Consider the following 19,847-nt stretch of genomic DNA (forward strand, 5'->3'; position numbering starts at 1 on the left):
GTGCCGGCAGTCACGAGCAGGTACTACTCCACTCCCCCACCGCGTAACCGGCACCCCTCACACAGCGGCTACTTCAGCAGCTTCTTCCCATCGCCTGGGCCCAGCCAAGCCAGGGCCTCGGGTCTGCGTGCCAGCAGATAGGCGAGGACACCGGCCACTGCGGCAATGATCTGGACGGAACCGTCAACCGCGAACAGGGCGAGGGGGACGTCACCGGTGGGGCTGGCGAGGAAGAGGAACATCGCCCGGAGGGCGAAGAAGAGGCTGAAGATCATCAGGAGCATCAACGCGGTGGGCATGCGCTTACCCCGTTTGTTGACGGTCAGGATCATCCAGGCGAGCACACCGACGATGATGAGGTTGAGCAGCCCGACCAGCAGGGTGGCGGCGGTGACCGATGCGTTGATCACCGCATCGGAGACACCCTCGGCTGCGTCCTGACGCCGGGCTGCGGCACGCATGGCGGTGGGGTCGAGCAGCGCCATGACCACGTTGAGGATCTGGTGGAGCAGTTCCAGTCCCACCATCGCCGACCAGAGGATCAACATCTGACGGATGGTCTCGGGTTGCTCCCCGCCGGAACCACCGGGCCTCCCGTCCTCACCCCGGATTCCGACAGGTGTGGATCCGGGGCGTTGTGGTGGCGTGGTGTGGTGTCTACTCGGCGTGCTCATAGGGTTTCCAGTTTAGCGGGTGTCAGCGGTTGTTCAGTTTCCGCGCGGCCTCGGTGGCGAAGTAGGTGAGGATCTGGTTGGCGCCGGCGCGTTTGATGGAGATCAGTGATTCCATCATCACCGCATCGGTGTCCACCCAGCCGTTGCGTCCGGCGGCCTGGATCATGGCGTATTCACCGGAGACCTGGTACGCGGCCACCGGCACCGGGGACATCTCGGCGACGCGGGTGAGCACGTCCAGGTACGGAAGGGCGGGCTTGACCATGACGAAATCCGCGCCCTCGGCAATGTCGAGTTCCACCTCGAGCAGGGATTCCCGCAGGTTGGCGGGATCCTGCTGGTAGGTGCGACGGTCGCCCTGCAGGGAGGAACCCACGGCCTCACGGAAGGGGCCGAAGAAGGCGGAGGCGTACTTGGCGGAGTAGGCCATGATGGCCACGTCCTGGAAACCCTCGGCATCCAGGGCTGCACGGATGGCGGCGATCTGGCCGTCCATCATGCCCGAGGGGCTGACAATGTGGGCACCGGCGCGGGCCTGCGCCACGGCCATCTGCTGGTAGAGGGGCAGGGTGGCGTCATTGTCCACCACGGCCGCACCGTGGCGGTCGGTGGTGACCACACCGCAGTGGCCGTGGTCGGTGAACTCATCCAGGCAGGTGTCGGCCATGACCAGGACATCATCGCCGAATTCTTTACGCACCGCCGCGAGCCCCCGGTTGAGTACGCCCTCCGGGTTCCAGGCCTGGGAACCGTCGGCGTCCTTGTCGGCGTCGACAGGCACACCGAACAGGTCCACGCAGCGCACCCCGGCGTCGAGTGCCTCGTGCACGGCGCGCAGCAAAGATTCCTCGGTGTGCTGGTGGACACCGGGCATGGAGGTGATCTCGCGGGGTTCGGTGATGCCGTCGGCGAAGAACATCGGCAGGATCAGATCCGCCGGGCGCAGGGTGGTCTCGGCGGTCAGTTCACGCATCGCCGGGTTGGCGCGCAGACGACGGGGACGGCGGATGAGGTGGTGGCTGTAATCAGCAGGTGTGGACACAGGTGGGCCTTTCTCAACGGATGCGTGGGTGGATTGCACTCAATCATAGGTCGGCGGGTGGACATCAACGCCCACCCTGCAGATAACCTGCCTAATCCCCTCACCGGGATCCCCGCCTCCCCGGTTCGCCAAGACCGCTGCGAAGCCTCCAACGCTTCGTCATCTCGACGGCGATCGATGGGGTGGCCTCCTGCCCTCGTCGGTGACGACGGCCGGGGTCGCCAGGTTATGACTGCTCGGCGGGGAACTTCTGCCCCTGGGGTTAAACCGGGAGGACAAAACAGGCGCATCCCTGCTGGGTGTCCGGGCTCAACCATGGGGGAAGCATCCAGGGCGCGCAGGAAACCCATCTCCACCGGTGCAACCTAGGCGTCGGGGCAGGTGAATCCCGTTGTTCCGGGCTACTGTTCACGTAGCTCCTCCCGGTCGTGGAGGAAGAAAGCGCCCAGGGAACCGGCCAGGGTGGCGAACACCGCCACGGAGTACACCGCCAATATCAGGTGCAGCAACTTGGCAAAGGGATCGTCGGTGGTGATCCCGGTGCCGGTGATCGTGGTCAGGGCTGCTTCATAGAGTGCTGTGGTGTAGTCCGTCTCCGACCCCATGACGTAGAGCAGTTGACTGGCGGCCAAGATGACCACCACGGTGATCGATACCAGCCAGCCGATCCGGTTCGACAACAACCGTCCGGCAGACCGGGAACCGCGCACCCCGGCGGAGAGAATGCCACCAACCCGCGTGGCCCGGGTGATCCGTGCCAGTCGCAGGGCCCGGACCGCCTGTAATGCCCGGATGAACCGTAGGAACGGCAGCAGCAGGAAGATAACCTGCCACCAGTTGCGACGCCAGAATTCTGCCTGGAAGCCGGCGATATAGGCGCGCAACACAAACTCGGCGACGAACAGCGCCCAGAACACCCACCCGGTGATGCTCAGGATGCGCACCCACCCCGGTTCGGTGACAAGGAGCTGGCCCAGGGCCACGAAGAGGAAGACCACCCCGAGAAACCCCATCGGTCGGTCCAACCGGGTCGCCAGGATCTCGGCTGCCTCCACCCGTTCAGTCCGCGATGACCATCGGCGGCTCATGATATTTCGACCTCCAGAAAATGAGGGGACGCTCTTACCGGGTTGTCTCGGCTCATACCGCCTGTGGCAGAAGCGGTGATTCTGGGCCGAACGGTACAGGTACCCGTCTCCGCACCCCTGGTGTTCACTCCTGCGCCATATCAGGGCTCACGACGGGGTGGCACGTGTGAGGTCTTTTCTCCCCTTACGTAGCCCGATCTCATAGGAGGTGACGGCGATCAGGGTGACTATGACCAGCGGGAGGATGAAGCCCGCCATCACAGCGGTAAACCCCTCCAGGGCATCGTGCTCGGTAGCTGCAAGGACAAGATAACCCGTGTAAGCCACATACAATCCGAGGAAAACCGCCCCCTCCCACCGTGCCACCACAAAACCGGTGAAGACAATGGGCAGCAGAGCTGCTGCTACGGCCAGCATCACCGGGATATCAAAGGCGATGGCGGCGCTGGACACCGGGATGCCGTCGAGGGAAATCAGGGCGGGCAGTCCGAGCACCACTCCGATGTTGAAGATGTTGCTGCCCACGATATTTCCCACCGCGATGTCCCGTTCACCACGGCGTACCGCGGTAATGGAGGTCACCAGTTCAGGCAAGGAGGTACCGATGGCAACGACGGTCAATCCGACCACGAGACTACTGATGCCCAATCCGGTGGCAATGTTGACCGCCCCGTCGACCAGGAGGGTGGCCCCACCCACCAGCAGCGCGATTCCGACCACTATGAGCAGGAGGGATTTGAGAGTGGATGTGGCAGGTGTTTTTTCGTCTCCGTCCCCGGTATCGGAGGCGGCGGTGGTCTCCGTGGAATCGACCGGGGGCCGTGCGCTGCGACGGCTGGCAACAATCGTCCACACCGTGTGTGCAACGACCACGCTGAACAGGATCACACCATCGACCGCGCTGATTACCCCATCGAGGGCCATCACGAGCAACCCGGCCGATAGAACGACCATTACGGGAACATCGAACCGTACCAGTCCGCGTGTGACGACCAGGGGGAGGATCAGGGCGGAGAGTCCGAGAATAAACAGGATGTTGACGATATTGCTACCGACCACATTTCCCACAGCCAATCCGGGCTCATCCTGCCAAACCGCCCCGATGGTAATCGCCAGTTCCGGCGCGGATGTAGCTGCTGACACGACGGTCAAACCGACCACCAGTGAGGAGATTCCCACCCGGCGGGCCAGCGCTGACGCACCTCGCACCAGAAGTTCCCCGCCTACAACCAACAGCACCAGTCCGACAATGATGCGTCCCACATCCAATAATCCCATGCCCCGGAGTGTACCGAGATCACGGTTTCATCGGGATCGTGGAAAGGCAACATAAAACATCACGAAATTACCCACCTGGGCGTTCCTTAAAAGAGCACAACCCATGTGTCCTGGACACAAACGCCGTGTCGGATCAGACAACAGAACGCGCCACACCCAACCTGATGTCCGCCGGGCGGCATGGGTTCGCGGGGACCGCTTATCCAGGATTGAAGATCACGACGCTCCACTAAGACGCTTTACGACGCCGCCGCCTCTTCCTCGGAGGCGGCAGCTCGCCCTTCGCGCGAAGGTCGGCGACGTGATCAGCCAGGGCATCGACCAGGTCGGGAACCTCGGCGATCTCGGGCATGACATCCACACGCAGGCCCAGTTCGCGGGCGGTGTCCGCGGTCATCGGGCCGATGCAGGAGATGATGGTGCGCGGGTGGGGCTTGCCGGCGATGCCGACGAGGTTGCGCACGGTGGAGGAGGAGGTGAAGCACACCGCATCGAAACCACCGGTTTTGATCATGTCGCGGATATCCACGCTCGGTGGCGCGGCCCGGACGGTGCGGTAGGCGACCACGTCGTCGACTTCCCAGCCGAGGGCGACCAGCCCGTCGACAAGCACATCCGTTGCGATGTCCGCACGTGGCAGCAGGACGCGACCGACCGGGTCGAGTTCCTCAACGTATTCGGGGAACACGTCGACGATGCCCTGGGCGTTCTGGCGGGTGCGCGGTGGCAGCAGCTCAGGGGTGATGCCCAGTGCGCGGATCTCGGCGGCGGTCTTCTCCCCCACCGCGGCGATGCGCACACCGGCGAAGGAGCGGGAATCCAGGCCGAATTCGGTGATCATGTCCCAGACGGCGCGCACGGCGTTGACGCTGGTGAGCACGACCCACTGGTAGCGGCCCTCGACGATGCCCTTGATGGCGCGTTCCATCTGCGCCGGGTTGCGCGGTGGCTCCACGGAGATCGTCGGGACCTCCTGCGGGATGGCACCGTGGCTGGCCAGGCGCGCGCTCATGGCGGCAGCCTGGGGCTTGGCGCGGGGAACGAGCACACGCCAGCCGTAGAGGGCGCGGTTCTCCCACCAGGAGTACTTCTCCCGGTCGCTGACGCCCTCGCCGAGGGTGACCACGAGCGGGCCGGGCAGCTCCGCATCCAGTTTGGCCAGGGCGCCGAGGGTGGTGTCGTAGGTGCGCTGCATGCGGGTGGTGCCGTTGACGGTGACCGATACCGGCAGCTCCAGGGGCAGGTCCCGGGTTTTCAGCTCCGTGGCGATGGTGGCCAGGTTCTCGGCGCGGGCCTGGAGCACCAGCGGCTGCGGTGCGCTGGCCAGCTGGTCCCAATCAACGTCGTTGCCGCTGACATCGGTCTCGGTGTAGGTCGAGCCCAGGGCGATGCCCGCGAAGGCGGGGACGGTGCCGGGCAGGGACATGCCGGGCACCACCTGGAAGCTCATGCCGGCCTCGGACACGGCGGTGATCTCGGCCAGGGTGCTGTCACTACTCAGCGGGTTGCCGGTGACCAGGCGGATGACATCGCCGCCCTTGGCCAGCTGTTCAGCCAGGATGCGGGCGATCTCCTCCGGGCCGGCGTGGTCGACCTCGATGATCTCGGCTGCGGTCGGGGGCGCGGGACGTGGTGGCTTACGACGCGCACCGCCCTCCTTCGCCTCGGCGCAGAGCCGTTCGTACTCCTCCTCGGCCGCCTGGAGCTTATCCTCCGGGACGGGAAGTTCAGCGGCGACGAAATCCCGCACGCTGGACAGCACCTGGGCGTCGGTGACGGCGCGGACGGTATTCCCCAGGACCTCGCGGGCGCGGACAGTCAATAGATCCGGGTTGCCGGGGCCCGCCCCCACGAAGATGACCTTGCCTGGAATCAGCTCTTCACCCGGCACCTCATGGGGTACCAGTGACACAAGCCTGCGTGCAACGTGCGTTTCAACCCCGGTGGTCTCGGGAACCTGGCTGGTTCCGATCCCCCTGGTATCAGCCATCTCGGCCTTCTCGGCGATAGTCATCAATATCTTTTCTAGTTCTTGTCCCGGACAAAACCCGTACTCATCACCAGACGGCACCAACCACCCGACTACAATCAGCATCAAGCTCTCATGCATATCGGACGGCCCAGCCGCGGTGGATGATGGGCACTGACCATGCCCGGATGGGGACGTAACTGGTCGGCGCACAAATTCACGCCCTGTCAAGCCGGGCGGCTCCCACTGGGATCCGCAACCGATGTGGTCAAAAGCGACCACCCGCTTGAGGGGCGTTCACCGTGTGGTATATACACGATAATTCAGTGTGCCCGTTTTACGAAAACGGTATGTTTTCCCAGCTTAATATCCTACCGTTAGCCAACTCACGGCCCTGCCCCATTCCATGGGACAAAATGCCGGCCGGCATTCCAGAAAAACCCCCGATACCAGTGGTTCAGGCAGTTCAGCTTTGTGGACCCAGACCTTGTAACATGCTGGCTTGAACCCGTGTCCCGCGTTCCGGTGACGGCACACCCTGCGATCACCCCTCCCCCACAGTGTCGGGCCCTTGTTCTTCCATCGGAGCCTGACACCGACATCACATGCTGTTGTGTGCCATTGCATGCCCACAGCGGTTCCGCTACCTTGATGCCCTCGATAGAATCTGAGGTAGGAAGTTCACAACAATATAAGGACCGTGATGGGCGCATGACACGCTTATTCGAGATGAACCGGATGCGGCATTTCTACGTCTGGTTGGCGGTGTTTCTCCTCGTCAATATCATCGCGGTCAATATCGGTATAAACATTGGACTCGATGCGCACACCGCGGTGGTCATCCCCCTGGCGATCCTCACCATCGTCCTGCTCACCCACCTCATTCGTTCCTGCATTGCACCGCGGATCGGTCTGGGCACACCCGCGCAGGTTCCGGCTGCCCGCATGTGGTTCTACCTACCGCTGTGGTTGCTGGTGGCCTGGCCGCTGTCGCAGGGGCTGCGCACCGATCTCACCCTGATGCTGCTCATCACCATCATCGGGCACTTCATCGCCATCGGCATCCTGGAGGAGATCCTCTTCCGTGGTTTGCTCTTCCGGGCCCTGCTCGATGAGGGCAAACCGGTGCGGGCGGTGATCATCTCCACGCTGACCTTCGGTATCGGCCACGCCTTCAGTCTCCTGATCGGACAGGGCGTGACTGACACGGTGTTCCAGATCATCAATGCCACCGCTGTGGGATTCATCTTCACCATGATCGTCTACCTCACCCGCAGCCTGCATGTGGTCATCGCAGCCCACATCCTCTACAACATCATGGCCACGGTGACCGTGATCTCCGAGGGGTACACCCTCCTGTTCGCGGGCCTGACGGTGGCGCTGATCTACGGTGCCTGGTTGCTGCATCTCACCGGGGTGCGGCCCCGAGTCCAGAGCAACCGGCCCAGGCCCGCGGGAGCTGTCCCCGCGCTACCCTAGACAGGTGCCAACATTTACCGAGCACAAATTGCCCGGGCATGTCATGATGAAACTTTGTCGGCACACTCCCCCGGTGCCCGTTGATTCTTCATCCCGAAAGGCATTTCCATGTCCCAGCGTATGTTCACCCGTCGTACCGCCACCACCGTCCTGGCGCTCGGTACCTCAGCTGCTCTCCTCGTGGGTTGTTCCGAACCGGAAACCGAGGACACTATCGCAACCGGCACCACGGGAGCCACCTCCGAGCAGGCATCGTCGGCGGAGCCGGTGACCATCACCGTCTACACCTCCGAGCCGGAGGAGAAGGTCGATGAGATTAACGCAGCATTCATGGAGGCCAACCCGGATATCAAGGTGGAGGTCTACCGCGCTGGCACTGGTGACCTGAATGCACGCATCGCCGCGGAGAAGGCCTCCGGATCGATTGAGGCGGATGTCCTGTGGGCCGCCGACGCCCCGACCTTCGAGTCCTACGCCGAGGCCGGTGACCTCGCCGAGCTGGAAAGCGTCGATTCTTCCGAGGTGATCGAGGAGGCCCGCGACGAGGAGAACTTCTACGTGGGCACCCGCATCATCCCGACCGTCATCGCCTACAACACCTCCATCGTCGATGAGGCGGATCTGCCCCAGTCCTGGGCTGACCTGACTGACCCGAAGTATGCCGACAAGCTGGTCATGCCTGATCCGGCTGTGTCCGGTGCGGCCGCCTTCAACGCCTCGGTGTGGAAGAACGAGCCGGCCCTGGGTGAGGAGTGGATCAACGCGCTCGGTGAGAACAACCCGATGATCGCCCAGTCCAACGGTCCGACCTCCCAGGAGATCGCCAGCGGTGGCCGCCCGATCGGTGTCGTGGTGGATTACCTGGTCCGTGACCTGGCTGCCGCCGGTTCCCCGATCGCCACCATCTACGCCGAGGAGGGCTCCCCCTACATCACCGAGCCGGCCGGTGTCTTCGCCGACTCCGAGCAGAAGGAAGCAGCCGAGCGCTACATCAACTTCCTCATCTCCGTCGAGGGTCAGGAACTGGCCGTGGAGCAGGCCTACCTGCCGGTCCGTGAGGATGTCGCAACCCCGGAGGGCACCCCTGAGCTGTCCGAGATCGCCCTGATGACCCCTGATCTGGAGGTTGTCACCGCGGATAAGGACGCCGCGGTCGAGGTGTTCCAGAACGCGATGAACTAACCTGCGTCTACTGTTTCACGCATGCGTTCATCCTCCTCGTTGACCTTCATGCGGGCGGGTGTGTGGCTGATTGTCATCGGCCTGTTCATCTCCCCGCTCGCCCTGGTGGTCAGCCTCGCCCTCGGCGGCAACCAGATCCCGCAGCTCATGCAGCAGGGTCTGGGTACCGCCGTGTGGAATTCCACCTACACCACGCTGCTGTCGGCGGCCGGGGCGGTGATCATCGGCACCGCCATCGCCCTGCTGTTGGACCGCACCAACGCCTATGGGCGTGGTGCCCTGCGTCTGTTCCTGCTCTCCCCGCTGCTGATCCCGCCGTTCATCGGGGCTATCGCCTGGCTGCAGTTGTTCGGCCCCAACCAGGGGCTCAACCGGTTCTTCGGCACCCAGCTGTGGGATATCTACGGCGCGGACGGGGTCACGGTGTTACTCATCGTGCACTCCTACCCCATCGTCTATGTGGTGATGGCCAATGCGCTGCGCCAGCTGCCCTCCGACCTGGAGCAGGCCGCGCGCATCTCCGGCGCCGGCACCGTGACGGTCCTGCGCACCATCACCCTGCCGCTGCTGCGCCCGGCACTGCTGTCGGCGTTCACCCTGACCGCGGTGGCCAACCTCGCCGACTTCGGCATCCCCGCCCTGATCGGGTCCCCGGCGCGCTTTGAAACACTGGCCACCATGATCTACCGCTTCATGGAATCCGGCACGGTGGACAATCCCCTGCAGACGGTCTCCACCATCGGTGTGGTCCTGTTGTTCCTGGGTATCGCGGCGGTGGTGGCTGATTACCTGGTGTCCCTGCGTGCCACCACCCAGCTGCAGGACACCGGTGTCCCGCTCACCTTTGACCTGGGCAGGGCACGTTTACCGGTGACCATCGTCGCCTGGATCATCGCACTGGCCTTCACCCTCGCCCCGATCCTGGGCCTGGCCTACCGGGCGCTGCTGCCAGCCCCCGGTGTGCCCTTCACCCGGGAGACCATCACCCTGGGCAACTTCGAGGCCGCGCTGAACAACCCACGAGTGATCGAGGGGTTCACCAACTCGGTGACCCTGTCGGTGGCCGCGGCGGTCATCTGTGGTGTGCTCGGCTGGCTGGTCGGTCTGCTGGTCACCCGCACCCGCCATGTCACCAACACGCCGATGACCCTGGTGGTGCTGCTGCCCACCGCCCTGCCGGGCATGATCATCGGTGTGGGCTGGTTGATCCTGGGCCGCTACACCGATCTGTACAACACCCGCTGGATCATCCTCGGTGCCTATGTCTGTGCCTTCACCGCCCTGGTGCTGCAGGCGGTGCGGGCACCCCTGGCACAGTCGCCGCTGGCGATGGAGGAGGCCGCCCGCATCAGCGGCGCCGGCCGGGTGCGCGCGCTGCTGGGCACCACCGGGGCCATGACCATCCCGGCGGCGATCGCCGGTGCCGTGCTGGTCCTGGTCACCGCGGTGCGTGAGCTCACGGTCTCGATCCTGCTCATCGCGCCGGGCACCACCACCCTGGGTGTGCAGGTGTTCAACCTGCAGCAGGCAGGAAACTACAATCAGGCATCCGCGTTGTCGCTGATGTTCGCCCTCATCGGTATCGTGGCGCTCTCGGTCACGGTCCGGGGCCGGAAGGAGAGGTAGGCACAATGTCCTCCATCACCATCACCGATCTGTCGGTGACCTTCGCCGACGGCACGGTGGGGCTCGACCACGTCAACATCGATGTGCACCCGGAGGAGTTCGTGGTGCTGGTCGGCCCGTCCGGGTCCGGCAAGACCACCCTCTTGCGCACCGTCGCCGGGTTCATCGCCCCCTCGGGAGGCAGCCTCACCATCGCCGGTGAGGACATGACGCACGTCCCGCCGGAGAAGCGGCGCATGGGCATGGTGTTCCAGCAGCATGCGGTGTGGCCGCATATGTCGGTGGCGGGCAATGTGGCCTATCCGCTGAAAAGGGCGGGGATGGATCGGGCGTCGATAAGCAGGCGCGTGGAACGCGCACTCACGCTGGTGGGGCTCGACGGGTTCGGCAGGCGCTCACCGGCGAGCCTGTCCGGTGGGCAGCGCCAGCGGGTGGCGTTGGCGCGCGCGGTGGTCGCCGACCCCACCGTCCTGCTTCTCGACGAAGCCCTCTCCGCCCTCGACGAGCCCCTGCGCGACTCCCTGCGCCGCGAACTGGTCGCCCTGACCCGGCGCGAGGGGCTGACCACGGTGCATGTCACCCACGACCGCGCGGAGGCCATCGCGATCGCCGACCGGATCGTGGTGCTGGATCAGGGGCGTGTGCAGCAGATCTCCACCCCATCGGAACTCATCGAGGCGCCGGCGAGTGCCGCGGTGGCGTCCTTCATCGGTGACGCCACCCTGCTGCCGGCCACCATCGCCGGTGAACATGTGGAATGCTCGGTGCTGACCACCGCCTGGAAACGCGACCAGGTCCGGGAGATGGCCACCCTGCACCCGGGTGATGCCGCCACCATCGCGGTGACTCCCCTGACCGTCACCGTGGTCCCACCCGGCACCCCACGGTCCATCGAGGCGGTGATCACCTCGGTGCTCTTCGAGATCACCTCCTACAGCATCACCGCCGAAACCTCCGGCGGGCAGAAATTCCGGGCGCAGGTCACGGGCACCACACCCCATATCGGTGAGACAATCGGACTGGAGATCGTTGAACCGCTGGTCTATCCGGCATAGAGAAAGGACTCGTGTCATGTTGCAGGCTCTATTCGGGGGCGGCCCCGACCGCGGGGAGATCGACCGGTTGCGGATGCGGGTGGGCGAACTGGAGCGCACTGTCACCCGGCAGCAGCAAACCATCGACATGCTCATGGCTGAACTCGGGATGGAGGCCTCCTCCCTGCCCGCCTCGCTGCGCCGGGACCCCGATATCCTCCACCCCGAGGTGATCGCCCTGCTGCGCGAGCGCAGGGAGATCCCGGCCATCAAACGCCACCGTGAGCTGACCGGTGCGGGTCTGCGCGAGGCCAAGGAACTCATCGACCGGGAGAAGGGGAAATACCTCTAGCGACGTTCGCTCGCAGCAGCAGTGGGCGTGGACCTGTGGTGTACCACCCGGCGAATAACAACACGAGGATGATCACATCCACCACATCCCCGCCGTAGTACATCACCTGCGCACCCCTGCGGGCATCCTCCACCCCCACCCCGGCCGGCGGATAGGCGTACAACCATTTGCCCAATACCGAGTGCGCTGCGATGAAGGCCACCATGACACCGGCACGCACCCGGAAACCGGCACGATGCGGCTGGGGATCCGGGCTAATCATCGCCGCGGTGAACACCACCCCGGCGATGATGACATGCAGATGCACCAGCACATGAACGGTCAGCGAGGCATGCATGAGGTGGAATAACGCCGTGGTGTAGAGCACCCACAGCCCCCCGGCGTTGAGCAGCGCCGCTGTCACCGGATGCGAGAGCACCCGGACCGGCCGTGAACCCAGCACCCGGGTGAGCAGGCGGGCCAGGCCGGTGGGTAGGACCCGCAGCGCCAGGGTGATGGGGGCAGCCAGCACCAGCAGCAGCGGCCCGATCATGCCGATTAGCAGGTGCACCCACATGTGTTCGGTGAATCCGGTGGTGGCTGCCTGTACCAGTGGCCCGATCATGCCCGCCGCGATAGACACCAGCCCGCCTGCCCAGAGGATGCTGCGCCACACCGGCCAACCCCCATCGAGCCGCCGGGCGGAGAACCCATAGGCCAGGCCTGCTGCCACCAGCAGGAGGGCGACGATGATCTCCACCTGATGATGGTGGTCATGTCCCATGCAGAAGATCCCTGTTCAACCGGTGGTAGCGGGTTAACCACAGGCCGGCCAGGCCGATGATGATCAGCACCACTGCGCTGCCGATCCACACCAGATCGTAGACAAACAGATCCACCCCGTAGCGGATCTGGTGAATACCCAGGATCTTGTGGTTGACCAGCCCGTCGAAAAGTTGGAACACGCCGACGCCCAGGGTCACCGCCGCGGCCCACCTACCCCAGGGCACCCGGATGTGTTGGCGTACCCCAGCCAGCATGAACAACCCCCACACCGTGATCAGCCAGGTCAGGGCATGGAAGATGCCATCGGAGAGCAGGGCGATGCGGGTGGTGGACAGGTCATAGAAATGGTGCCACTGCAGGCCCAGGTGGAAGACGAACAGATCGATGATCGACCCGGCGATACCGCAGCCGAAGAGGAATCCGGAGATGATCATCCGGCGGTCCAGTCGGAAACTGGTGTAGCGACTGTCGTGGAGACGGTCCGTGACAGGGCCGGGCTGATGGTCGGTCATGGAGGGTCACGCTCCTTTTCGACGCCGGGGACAGCGGAGCCTGGTGTGATAGCTGCCACAGTACCAGCGGTGTCATCCGGGAGACCGGGCACAGAAAAACCGCCTGCCCCGGGCGAAATTCCCGGGGGCAGGCGGTGACAGGACAGTTCTACAGTGACAGGAACGTTGCGCGCATCCGCTCCACATCGGGCTCCAGCCCGGTGAACAGACGGAAGGCGTCAACCGCCTGGTGGATCGCCATGCGGGTGCCATCCAGGGTGCGGCAACCCAGCTCGCGGGCGTCCTTGAGCAGCTGCGTCTCGATCGGCATGTACACCACATCGCCCACCCAGTGGCGGGGGGTCAGGCACGAGGTGTCGAAGGCGGTGCCCGGGTGGGCGAGCATGCCCATCGGGGTGGCGTTGACCACGCCGTCAGCGGCGGCGATGGCTTCCTCCACGCCACGGGCATCGATGCCGTGAACAGCTTCGCGGCCGATGGCGGAGTTGATGGCGTCGGCAAGCGCCTGGGCACGAGCCGGATCCAGGTCCGCCACCTGCAGCTGCTCCACCCCGTGGGTGACCAGGGAGTAGGCCACGGCATTACCCACGCCGCCGGCCCCGACCTGCACCACGGTGGTCATGGTGGCATCGGGTAGGCCCTCCTCCAGTCCGCGGGCGAACCCGGTGACATCGGTGTTGTGTCCGCTCGTTCGACCGTCCTCACCAATGACGACGGTGTTGACCGCACCCAGCTGGGCGGCCTGCTCGGAGACCTCATCCAGCAGCGGCAGGACCGCCTGCTTGTAGGGGTGGGTGATGTTGAGGCCGTTGAAACCGGTGGAGCGGGCGGCGTCGAGAAGCTCCTGGAGAGAGCGACCACGGGCACGGTCGGTGAGGGTGTCGATGCGGCGGTAGACGGTGGCCGCGCCCTGGGCGAGGCCCTCCGCCTCGTGCATGGCCGGGGTGCGGGAGAGGGAGATGTCCTCGCCGATCAGTCCGAGGAGAATGCTGTCGTGGTTCATTGCTGTGCTGCTGTCCTTTGAAGATGGTTGGTGGCGAGGATATCCACGGCGAAGCCGTACCCGTCCACGCCGGCACCGGCGATGACGGCCGTGGCAGCCGGGGAGATATAGGAATGGTGGCGGAAGCTCTCCCGCGCGTGCGGGTTGCTGATGTGTACCTCCACGGTAGGCAGCTCGGAGGCCTTCACTGCATCGAGCAGTGACACGGAGGTGTGGGTGAGCCCACCTGGGTTGAGCACACACCCGAGGTGGGTGCCCCGGGCGCGGTGCAGGGCGTCGATGAGATCGCCCTCGTGGTTGCTCTGCACCGCATCCACTTCAAGGCCGTGGTGTGCAGCCCGTGCACGGACCAGTTCCACCACATCATCTAAGGTGGCATGTCCGTAGATCCCCGGTTCGCGTAGGCCCAACATATTCAGGTTGGGGCCGTTGAGCAGCAGAATCCTGCCCGTCATCATCAGTGTCCTTTCTCGGTGGTGTCTCATCTGGTCCTACCGCGGAACCCCGCGCTCAGCGTCGCGGATCGTACGGTACTGGGCGGCGAGCCGCACCGGTGCGTTGGTCTCGCCCCAGCCGGTGAAACCACCCCGGCGTTCCACCACCTCGATGAACATGGTGCCCAGGGTGCGGGTGTAGAAGTGGAGGAATTCCCCGCCGGTGTCATCGCGGTCATAGAGCAGGTTGTTCTCGCGCAGCAGATCCAGGAACTCCGGGTCGAGATCAAAACGTGCCTGCAGATCCTCGAAGTAGTTCTCCGGAACGGGGAGGAACGCCAGGCCACGCTTGCGTGCCCTGCGGGCCACAGCGATGATATCGGTGGTGGTCAGCGCGATGTGCTCGGGGTAGGCGGCGTCCAGGAAATCACCCTGTTCCCCGTCCTCGGGGGCGATGCTGAGCAACAGGCGCACGGCGTCATTGGGTGAGCTCATCACCTGGTTACTGATCAGGCCGATGGGGCTGGGGAACTCATCGCGGTCGCGGGCCTCCAGTGCCATGAGGGAGGTGTAGAAGAGGATGGACTCGTCGAAGTGCTGCCAGGGCTGGGCGAGGTTGATGTGGTCAATCCCGGTGATGAGGCTGGCGGACACCCGTTCTGCTTTTTCCACACCGAACTCATCGAGCCAGGTGGGGAACCCGTCCGGGCTGACCTCACCGAAGAACACCTCGGTGCCATCGGGGGCGTAGGCGCCCCGCAGGTCGGCCTCATCATCTTCGCGGGTCCGGGCGATGGTGCCCGCCTGGAGGAGCCGGGCGCGCTGCTGCGCGGAGGCCGGATCCGGGGTGGCGAAGCCGAGCCCGGTGATGGTGGTGGCGGCCCCGGTGGGGCCACGGTCACCGATGACGATGCGGACCGGTCCCTGGGTCCAGACCTGGAAGTCGGACTTGCTGCGGTGGTGTCCACCGAGCTGGAAGCCCAGCTGGTGGAGCACACGGATGGTCTCCCCCAGCCGTCCGGTGGAGATCTCGAGGAAATCCACACCGGCGGGTTCTGCGACCTCGGGCAGCGGGGACAGCTCGAGGGCCACGTCGCGCTCGCCCTCGGCCAGGGCGTGCCAGGTCTGATCTTCCAGCCAGCGCAGGGAACGTAGACCATCCACGGCGGTGCGGGCCACATCAGCCTTGCGGAAGGAGTCGTTGAAGATCTCCAGGGAGATCGGGCCGTCATATCCCGTGCGGGCGAGGTGGGTCATGACTTTCACCAGGTCGAAATCGCCTTCCCCGGGGAAGACCCGGTGGTGGCGGGACCAGGACAGGATGTCCATGCTGAGCTTCGGGGCGTCGGCAAGCTGGACGAAGAAGATCTTCTCGCCCGGGATCTGCTCCACCGCGTCGGTGGACCACCCGCGGGAGAGGATGTGGAAGGTGTCCAGGCAGGTGCCCACCTGGGGGTGGTCGGCCATGTCGACGATGCGCTGGGCATGTTCGAAATCATTGACGAACCGCCCCCAGGCCAGTGCCTCGTAGGCGATGCGAACCTGGTAACGCTGCGCCAGATCCCCGGCGCGGCGCAGCTGGCTGGCGAAGAGTTCATCATCGTTGATGGTTGCGGTGCCGACATTGGAGCACAGCAGGATGGTGTCGATCCCCAGCCGGTTCATCAGTGCGAACTTCGCCTCCATGCGACGGAGATTCCGTACGAACTGCTCCTCCTCCACCCCCTCGAAATCCCGGAACGGCTGGAAGAGATCCAGGGTCAGACCCAGGTCTGCGGCCCGCTGCCGGATCTGCTCCGGGGAGTGGGGGGAGACGGTGAGGTCCTGTTCGAAGATCTCCACGCCGTCAAAACCGGCGTCGGCGGCGGCCCGGAGTTTCTCGGCGAGGGTTCCTGATAAACAGACTGTGGCGATCGACGTGCGCATTAGCGGTAGGACTCCTGTGCATCATGGTTGTCAGTGTTTTCCTGGGAGGTGGCACCGGCATGCACGCCGGGGTTCCTGCCCGTACGGGTCACCGATCCATCAGCACCCACCACGACGGTGGTCGGGCGTCCGGCGACGGTGGTGACACCGGCGCGGGCGAGGTCTGCTGCCTCACCACGGGCAAGGTGCAGGGCATCAATCTCATCGAGGTTGAGGTCCCTGGTCTCCTTGGCGGTCAGGGCGGCACCCGCAGCGACGAGGCAGACCACGCCGACGAAGATGGCGACCTGTACCCAGTTGTCACCCTCGGTACCGGCCAGCAGGGAGGCGATGACCGGGGCGAAGCCACCGGAGACGGCGAAACCGATCTGGGTGCCCAGCGCCAGGCCGGTCACACGCACCGAGGTGGGGAACATCTCGGCGTAGAAGGCCGGCCATACCGCATTGGACATGGAGTACAGCAGTCCGGACATCACAATGCCCATGATGAAGATCATGGCCCAGTTACCGGAATGGATGGCCCCCAGGTAGCCGTTCATGGCCAGGCCGGCACCGAGAGCACCGAGGATGAAGACGGGGCGGCGACCGAAGCGGTCCGCCAATGCACCGGAGAACGGGATGGCCAGCAGGGCGACCAGGTTGGCCACCACGGGCACCAGCAGCATGGTGGAGCGGTCGAGGCCGACCACGTTGGTGGCAAACGATAGGGACCACACGGTGAAGACAACGTTGACGGAGTTGATCATGGCGGCCACGGCAACACGGGCGACGGCGGCCTTGTGGTACTTCAGGGTCATGGCCAGTGGGGACGGGCCACCAGCGATCTCCTGCTGGTTCTCACGGAAGGCCGGTGGCTCCTCCAGTCCACGGCGGATCAGGAAGGCGACGAGCACGACCACGGCGGAGAGCCAGAACGGCACACGCCAACCCCAGCTCAACAGGGCGTCCTCACTGAGGAAGATGGTGAAGGGGATGAAGACGGCCGTGGCCAGCAGGGTTCCGAACTGGGTGCCGTGCAGGGTCCAGCTGGCGGTGAGAGCGCGGCGGTGTTCGGTGGCGTGTTCCAGTGAGACCGAGATCGCACTGGATTGTTCACCCGAGGCGGACAGGCCCTGGATGATGCGGCAAAGGACCAGCAGCGCCGGGGCGAGGTAACCGACCTGGTCGAAGGTGGGCAGGCAGCCCACGAGGAAGGTGCTGGCTCCGATGAGGAACAGGCACAGCATGAGCACGAATTTACGGCCATAGCGGTCGGCGAGCGGCCCCATGATCAGCGCACCGAGCGGGCGGACAACGTAGGCCACGCCGACGGTGGCCATGGAGGCCAGGATCGCGACACCCGGGGCGGTGTCCTCGGGGAAGAACAGCTGGTTGAGCACCAGGGCGGCGGCGGTTCCGTAGACCGCGAAATCGTAGTACTCCAGTGCTGAACCGATCCAGCTGGAGAGCGCGGCCTTCTTCGGGGTCTTTACGGGGGCGGTACCGGACGCGGCATCCGGAGTGATGTTATCCCCGTTGTCGCGGGGATCCGGGTTCACAGAACCCTGTGTGTTCTTACTCATCATCGTTCCTCGTTTTTAGGATTCTTAGGGTTCTTGCGGGACCGTTCAGAGGCCAGTGCCTCAGCAGTGCCTTATCAACGTCTCGTCAGATCGGTGGTCTGGGTGAGGCGTGATTGTGGCACCTCCGCCGGTGGCGGGTTGTCTGCAGCTATCGTCCCGGGTGTGGGTCGAGCTACAGGTAGGGGTTATCTGGGTCCTGATCTACCGGGCTCCAGGCCATGCAGAGGATCTGATGTGTCCCTTGCGATGAAGACTATTCACCTGTGATCTATAGTACAAATGCATATAGCGCAATTTGGATATGCATACTTCACATACTGGGCACGTCGACCGCCCTGAACAGGAGCCCCCGAGATGAACATGGAACAGCTGAGATCATTCGTGGAGGTGGTTCGCCATGGCCAGATCTTCCGCGCGGCCGAGGAACTCCACATCTCCCAACCCGCCCTGAGCAGGCAGATGGCCGCGCTGGAGGCAGAGGTCGGCGCGCCACTGTTGGCCCGTCACTCCCGCGGGGTGCACATGACCAAGGCCGGTGAGGCACTCCATGATGAGGCCGTGGAACTGCTCAACCGGATGCAGTCGGTGGTTGATGAGATCAGATCGGGTGAGCACCTGATTGTCAGCATCAACATCGGGGTGCCACCCGGATTACCCAGTGCCTGGCTGCGGGAGCGCCTGAGCACCAGGGGGGAGAATTTCCGCGTCTCCCTCATCGAGGCCCCCACCGATGAGCAGCTCATCATGCTCAAACAAAAGAAGTTGGACATCGCCCTGGCCCGGCGCCAGAGTGAGGCCTTCCCCACCCACCTGGTATATCAACAGCGTCTGGGCATCGTGATCCGGGAGGAATCGGCACTGCATGAGACGCTGCGCCACCGGGAATCCGCCACCCTGGAGGACATGGAGGGGCTGCGCGTGTTGGCCCATTCCCGCGGTGAGGTCCGCGTGCAGGAGGAGATCCTGAAAAACGCCATGCTGTCCGCCGGGGTGGCCGCGACCTGGATCTTCCGTAAATTCGGGCAATACAGCGCCCTGATCGCCGACCTGGTGGAGGCCGATGTCGCCCTGACCACCAAGACCTCGGCGGGCAAGAACTTCCCCGGCTGGGTGTGGATCCCCCTGGTGGGCGAGGATGCCGCCGGTGATGATCTGGTGGTGCGGACCTGGGCCACCTGGAATCCGCAGCCCTCCCCCGAGGTGACCACCCTGCTGCGGCGTTTCACCGAACCCCTGCTCATGCCACCGGAGACCGTGGCCCCCACCACCCCACTCAGCGCAGCAAAAACTCCCCCCGACACCACCTCACCGGCGGCATCAGAGGGAGACGCAACGACAACCTAGGCCTGGTCGATGGCCTCAATGAAGGGGTCGAGATCACCTGGGTTGCGGGAGGTGATCAGCTTCCAGCCGGCGGTGTCGCACACCTGGACCGGCACATCGTGCCAGTTCGCACCGGCGTTTTCCAGGTCGATCCTCACGGAGACATAGGAGGTGAGGTTCTTGTCCCGGGCGAGTCCGGCGTCGATAAGTGTCCACGGCGCGTGGCAGATCGCCGCCACGGCACGGCCCGCCCCGGCCTGTTTCTTCAGCACCGCGAGGACATCATCATCCAGGCGCGCATTGTCGGCGTTGACGGTGCCGCCGGGCAGCAGCAGTACGTCATAATCGTTGTTCATGTGGCTGGCCAGATCACCGTCGACGGGGAATTCCAGGTCCCAGTCCTTATCCCCCACCACCGTCTGGACGGGCTTGCCGTTCGGGGTGACCACGGTGACCTCGTGCCCCAGCTCCCTGAGCTTGTCGACGGGCACCACCAGCTCATCCTTCTCGGTACCGAAATCGGTGGATACAACAAGAATCTTCTTCGACATGTACTTCTCCTTAGGCAATTGGTGCTTCGGATCGTGTGACCCCGATG

Annotated in this window: 18 protein-coding genes; 6 read left to right on the plus strand and 12 right to left on the minus strand. The window is 64.5% G+C overall.

Features of this window, described 5'->3' with window-relative positions; all coding sequences use genetic code 11:
• Positions 1 to 68: 68 nt before the first annotated feature.
• From H9627_RS04360 to H9627_RS04380, 5 genes are all read right to left on the minus strand, one after another.
• On the minus strand, positions 69 to 674 hold the full coding sequence (locus H9627_RS04360) for a hypothetical protein (RefSeq protein ID WP_225213452.1): 606 nt from the start codon (positions 672 to 674) through the stop codon (positions 69 to 71).
• Positions 675 to 696: 22 nt separating this feature from the next.
• Positions 697 to 1,716 carry a porphobilinogen synthase gene (gene hemB, locus H9627_RS04365; RefSeq protein WP_191732782.1) on the minus strand — a complete coding sequence of 340 codons (1,020 nt, stop codon included), beginning with the start codon at positions 1,714 to 1,716 and terminating at the stop codon, positions 697 to 699.
• A 401-nt stretch (positions 1,717 to 2,117) separates the two neighbouring features.
• The gene (locus H9627_RS04370; RefSeq protein ID WP_191732783.1) at positions 2,118 to 2,804 is read right to left on the minus strand and encodes a hypothetical protein; all 687 of its coding nucleotides are present in this window, start codon (positions 2,802 to 2,804) and stop codon (positions 2,118 to 2,120) included.
• A gap of 147 nt (positions 2,805 to 2,951) precedes the next feature.
• A complete protein-coding gene (locus H9627_RS04375) occupies positions 2,952 to 4,082 on the minus strand; it encodes a calcium/sodium antiporter (RefSeq protein WP_191732784.1) in 1,131 nt (376 codons plus the stop codon).
• A gap of 229 nt (positions 4,083 to 4,311) precedes the next feature.
• Positions 4,312 to 6,096: a bifunctional uroporphyrinogen-III C-methyltransferase/uroporphyrinogen-III synthase gene (locus tag H9627_RS04380; RefSeq protein ID WP_191732785.1), complete on the minus strand. Its 1,785-nt coding sequence runs from the start codon at positions 6,094 to 6,096 to the stop codon at positions 4,312 to 4,314.
• A gap of 666 nt (positions 6,097 to 6,762) precedes the next feature.
• On the opposite strand from H9627_RS04380, the gene H9627_RS04385 reads away from it, so the two are divergent.
• The 5 genes from H9627_RS04385 (at position 6,763) to H9627_RS04405 (ending at position 11,724) form a co-directional block, all read left to right on the plus strand.
• Entirely contained in the window at positions 6,763 to 7,530 is a 768-nt protein-coding gene (locus H9627_RS04385; protein WP_191732786.1) for a CPBP family intramembrane glutamic endopeptidase, read from the plus strand.
• A gap of 108 nt (positions 7,531 to 7,638) precedes the next feature.
• The gene (locus H9627_RS04390) at positions 7,639 to 8,712 is read left to right on the plus strand and encodes an ABC transporter substrate-binding protein (RefSeq protein ID WP_191732787.1); all 1,074 of its coding nucleotides are present in this window, start codon (positions 7,639 to 7,641) and stop codon (positions 8,710 to 8,712) included.
• Positions 8,713 to 8,733: 21 nt separating this feature from the next.
• Complete coding sequence (locus H9627_RS04395; RefSeq protein ID WP_191732788.1) at positions 8,734 to 10,338, plus strand: ABC transporter permease; 1,605 nt, start codon at positions 8,734 to 8,736, stop codon at positions 10,336 to 10,338.
• Between the two features lie 5 nt (positions 10,339 to 10,343).
• Positions 10,344 to 11,393 (plus strand): ABC transporter ATP-binding protein, encoded by a 1,050-nt coding sequence (locus H9627_RS04400; protein WP_191732789.1) that lies wholly within the window; start codon positions 10,344 to 10,346, stop codon positions 11,391 to 11,393.
• A gap of 16 nt (positions 11,394 to 11,409) precedes the next feature.
• Entirely contained in the window at positions 11,410 to 11,724 is a 315-nt protein-coding gene (locus H9627_RS04405) for a hypothetical protein (RefSeq protein ID WP_191732790.1), read from the plus strand.
• Here H9627_RS04405 and H9627_RS04410 read toward each other — a convergent pair.
• The 6 genes from H9627_RS04410 to H9627_RS04435 all read right to left on the minus strand — a co-directional run bounded on the left by H9627_RS04410 (position 11,693) and on the right by H9627_RS04435 (position 17,929).
• Positions 11,693 to 12,487, minus strand: a complete 795-nt coding sequence (locus tag H9627_RS04410; RefSeq protein WP_191732791.1) for a cytochrome c oxidase assembly protein — start codon at positions 12,485 to 12,487, stop codon at positions 11,693 to 11,695. The two genes, H9627_RS04405 and H9627_RS04410, sit on opposite strands and share 32 nt — an antisense overlap.
• Entirely contained in the window at positions 12,477 to 13,001 is a 525-nt protein-coding gene (locus H9627_RS04415; RefSeq protein WP_191732792.1) for a DUF2243 domain-containing protein, read from the minus strand. Before H9627_RS04415 ends, H9627_RS04410 begins: the two co-directional genes overlap by 11 nt.
• 148 nt (positions 13,002 to 13,149) lie before the next feature.
• Entirely contained in the window at positions 13,150 to 14,004 is an 855-nt protein-coding gene (locus H9627_RS04420; protein ID WP_191732793.1) for a quinate/shikimate dehydrogenase (NAD+), read from the minus strand.
• Entirely contained in the window at positions 14,001 to 14,459 is a 459-nt protein-coding gene (gene aroQ / locus H9627_RS04425; RefSeq protein WP_191732794.1) for a type II 3-dehydroquinate dehydratase, read from the minus strand. The genes H9627_RS04420 and aroQ overlap by 4 nt, the downstream gene beginning before the upstream one ends.
• 36 nt (positions 14,460 to 14,495) lie before the next feature.
• Positions 14,496 to 16,364 carry a bifunctional sugar phosphate isomerase/epimerase/4-hydroxyphenylpyruvate dioxygenase family protein gene (locus H9627_RS04430; protein WP_191732795.1) on the minus strand — a complete coding sequence of 623 codons (1,869 nt, stop codon included), beginning with the start codon at positions 16,362 to 16,364 and terminating at the stop codon, positions 14,496 to 14,498.
• A complete protein-coding gene (locus tag H9627_RS04435) occupies positions 16,364 to 17,929 on the minus strand; it encodes an MFS transporter (RefSeq protein WP_191732796.1) in 1,566 nt (521 codons plus the stop codon). Before H9627_RS04435 ends, H9627_RS04430 begins: the two co-directional genes overlap by 1 nt.
• Before the next feature lie 351 nt (positions 17,930 to 18,280).
• Here H9627_RS04435 and H9627_RS04440 point away from each other — a divergent pair, with 351 nt between their 5' ends.
• Positions 18,281 to 19,270 carry a LysR family transcriptional regulator gene (locus H9627_RS04440; RefSeq protein WP_191732797.1) on the plus strand — a complete coding sequence of 330 codons (990 nt, stop codon included), beginning with the start codon at positions 18,281 to 18,283 and terminating at the stop codon, positions 19,268 to 19,270.
• Here the strand turns inward: H9627_RS04440 and H9627_RS04445 are convergent.
• The gene (locus H9627_RS04445; protein WP_191732798.1) at positions 19,267 to 19,800 is read right to left on the minus strand and encodes a type 1 glutamine amidotransferase domain-containing protein; all 534 of its coding nucleotides are present in this window, start codon (positions 19,798 to 19,800) and stop codon (positions 19,267 to 19,269) included. The genes H9627_RS04440 and H9627_RS04445 overlap by 4 nt on opposite strands.
• Positions 19,801 to 19,847 lie beyond the last annotated feature (47 nt).

The organism is Corynebacterium gallinarum, assembly GCF_014837045.1.
Lineage (GTDB): Bacteria > Actinomycetota > Actinomycetes > Mycobacteriales > Mycobacteriaceae > Corynebacterium > Corynebacterium gallinarum.

Bases quoted from the DNA above. Each gene is read 5' to 3' on its own strand.
- H9627_RS04375 (WP_191732784.1), bottom strand. From the start codon at position 4,082: ATGGGATTATTGGATGTGGGACGCATCATTGTCGGACTGGTGCTGTTG.
- aroQ (WP_191732794.1), bottom strand. From the start codon at position 14,459: ATGACGGGCAGGATTCTGCTGCTCAACGGCCCCAACCTGAATATGTTG.
- H9627_RS04445 (WP_191732798.1), bottom strand. From the start codon at position 19,800: ATGTCGAAGAAGATTCTTGTTGTATCCACCGATTTCGGTACCGAGAAG.
- H9627_RS04430 (WP_191732795.1), bottom strand. From the start codon at position 16,364: ATGCGCACGTCGATCGCCACAGTCTGTTTATCAGGAACCCTCGCCGAG.
- H9627_RS04420 (WP_191732793.1), bottom strand. From the start codon at position 14,004: ATGAACCACGACAGCATTCTCCTCGGACTGATCGGCGAGGACATCTCC.
- H9627_RS04385 (WP_191732786.1), top strand. From the start codon at position 6,763: ATGACACGCTTATTCGAGATGAACCGGATGCGGCATTTCTACGTCTGG.
- H9627_RS04370 (WP_191732783.1), bottom strand. From the start codon at position 2,804: ATGAGCCGCCGATGGTCATCGCGGACTGAACGGGTGGAGGCAGCCGAG.
- H9627_RS04435 (WP_191732796.1), bottom strand. From the start codon at position 17,929: ATGATGAGTAAGAACACACAGGGTTCTGTGAACCCGGATCCCCGCGAC.
- H9627_RS04360 (WP_225213452.1), bottom strand. From the start codon at position 674: ATGAGCACGCCGAGTAGACACCACACCACGCCACCACAACGCCCCGGA.
- H9627_RS04400 (WP_191732789.1), top strand. From the start codon at position 10,344: ATGTCCTCCATCACCATCACCGATCTGTCGGTGACCTTCGCCGACGGC.
- H9627_RS04390 (WP_191732787.1), top strand. From the start codon at position 7,639: ATGTCCCAGCGTATGTTCACCCGTCGTACCGCCACCACCGTCCTGGCG.
- H9627_RS04415 (WP_191732792.1), bottom strand. From the start codon at position 13,001: ATGACCGACCATCAGCCCGGCCCTGTCACGGACCGTCTCCACGACAGT.
- H9627_RS04440 (WP_191732797.1), top strand. From the start codon at position 18,281: ATGAACATGGAACAGCTGAGATCATTCGTGGAGGTGGTTCGCCATGGC.
- H9627_RS04410 (WP_191732791.1), bottom strand. From the start codon at position 12,487: ATGGGACATGACCACCATCATCAGGTGGAGATCATCGTCGCCCTCCTG.
- H9627_RS04380 (WP_191732785.1), bottom strand. From the start codon at position 6,096: ATGACTATCGCCGAGAAGGCCGAGATGGCTGATACCAGGGGGATCGGA.
- H9627_RS04395 (WP_191732788.1), top strand. From the start codon at position 8,734: ATGCGTTCATCCTCCTCGTTGACCTTCATGCGGGCGGGTGTGTGGCTG.
- H9627_RS04405 (WP_191732790.1), top strand. From the start codon at position 11,410: ATGTTGCAGGCTCTATTCGGGGGCGGCCCCGACCGCGGGGAGATCGAC.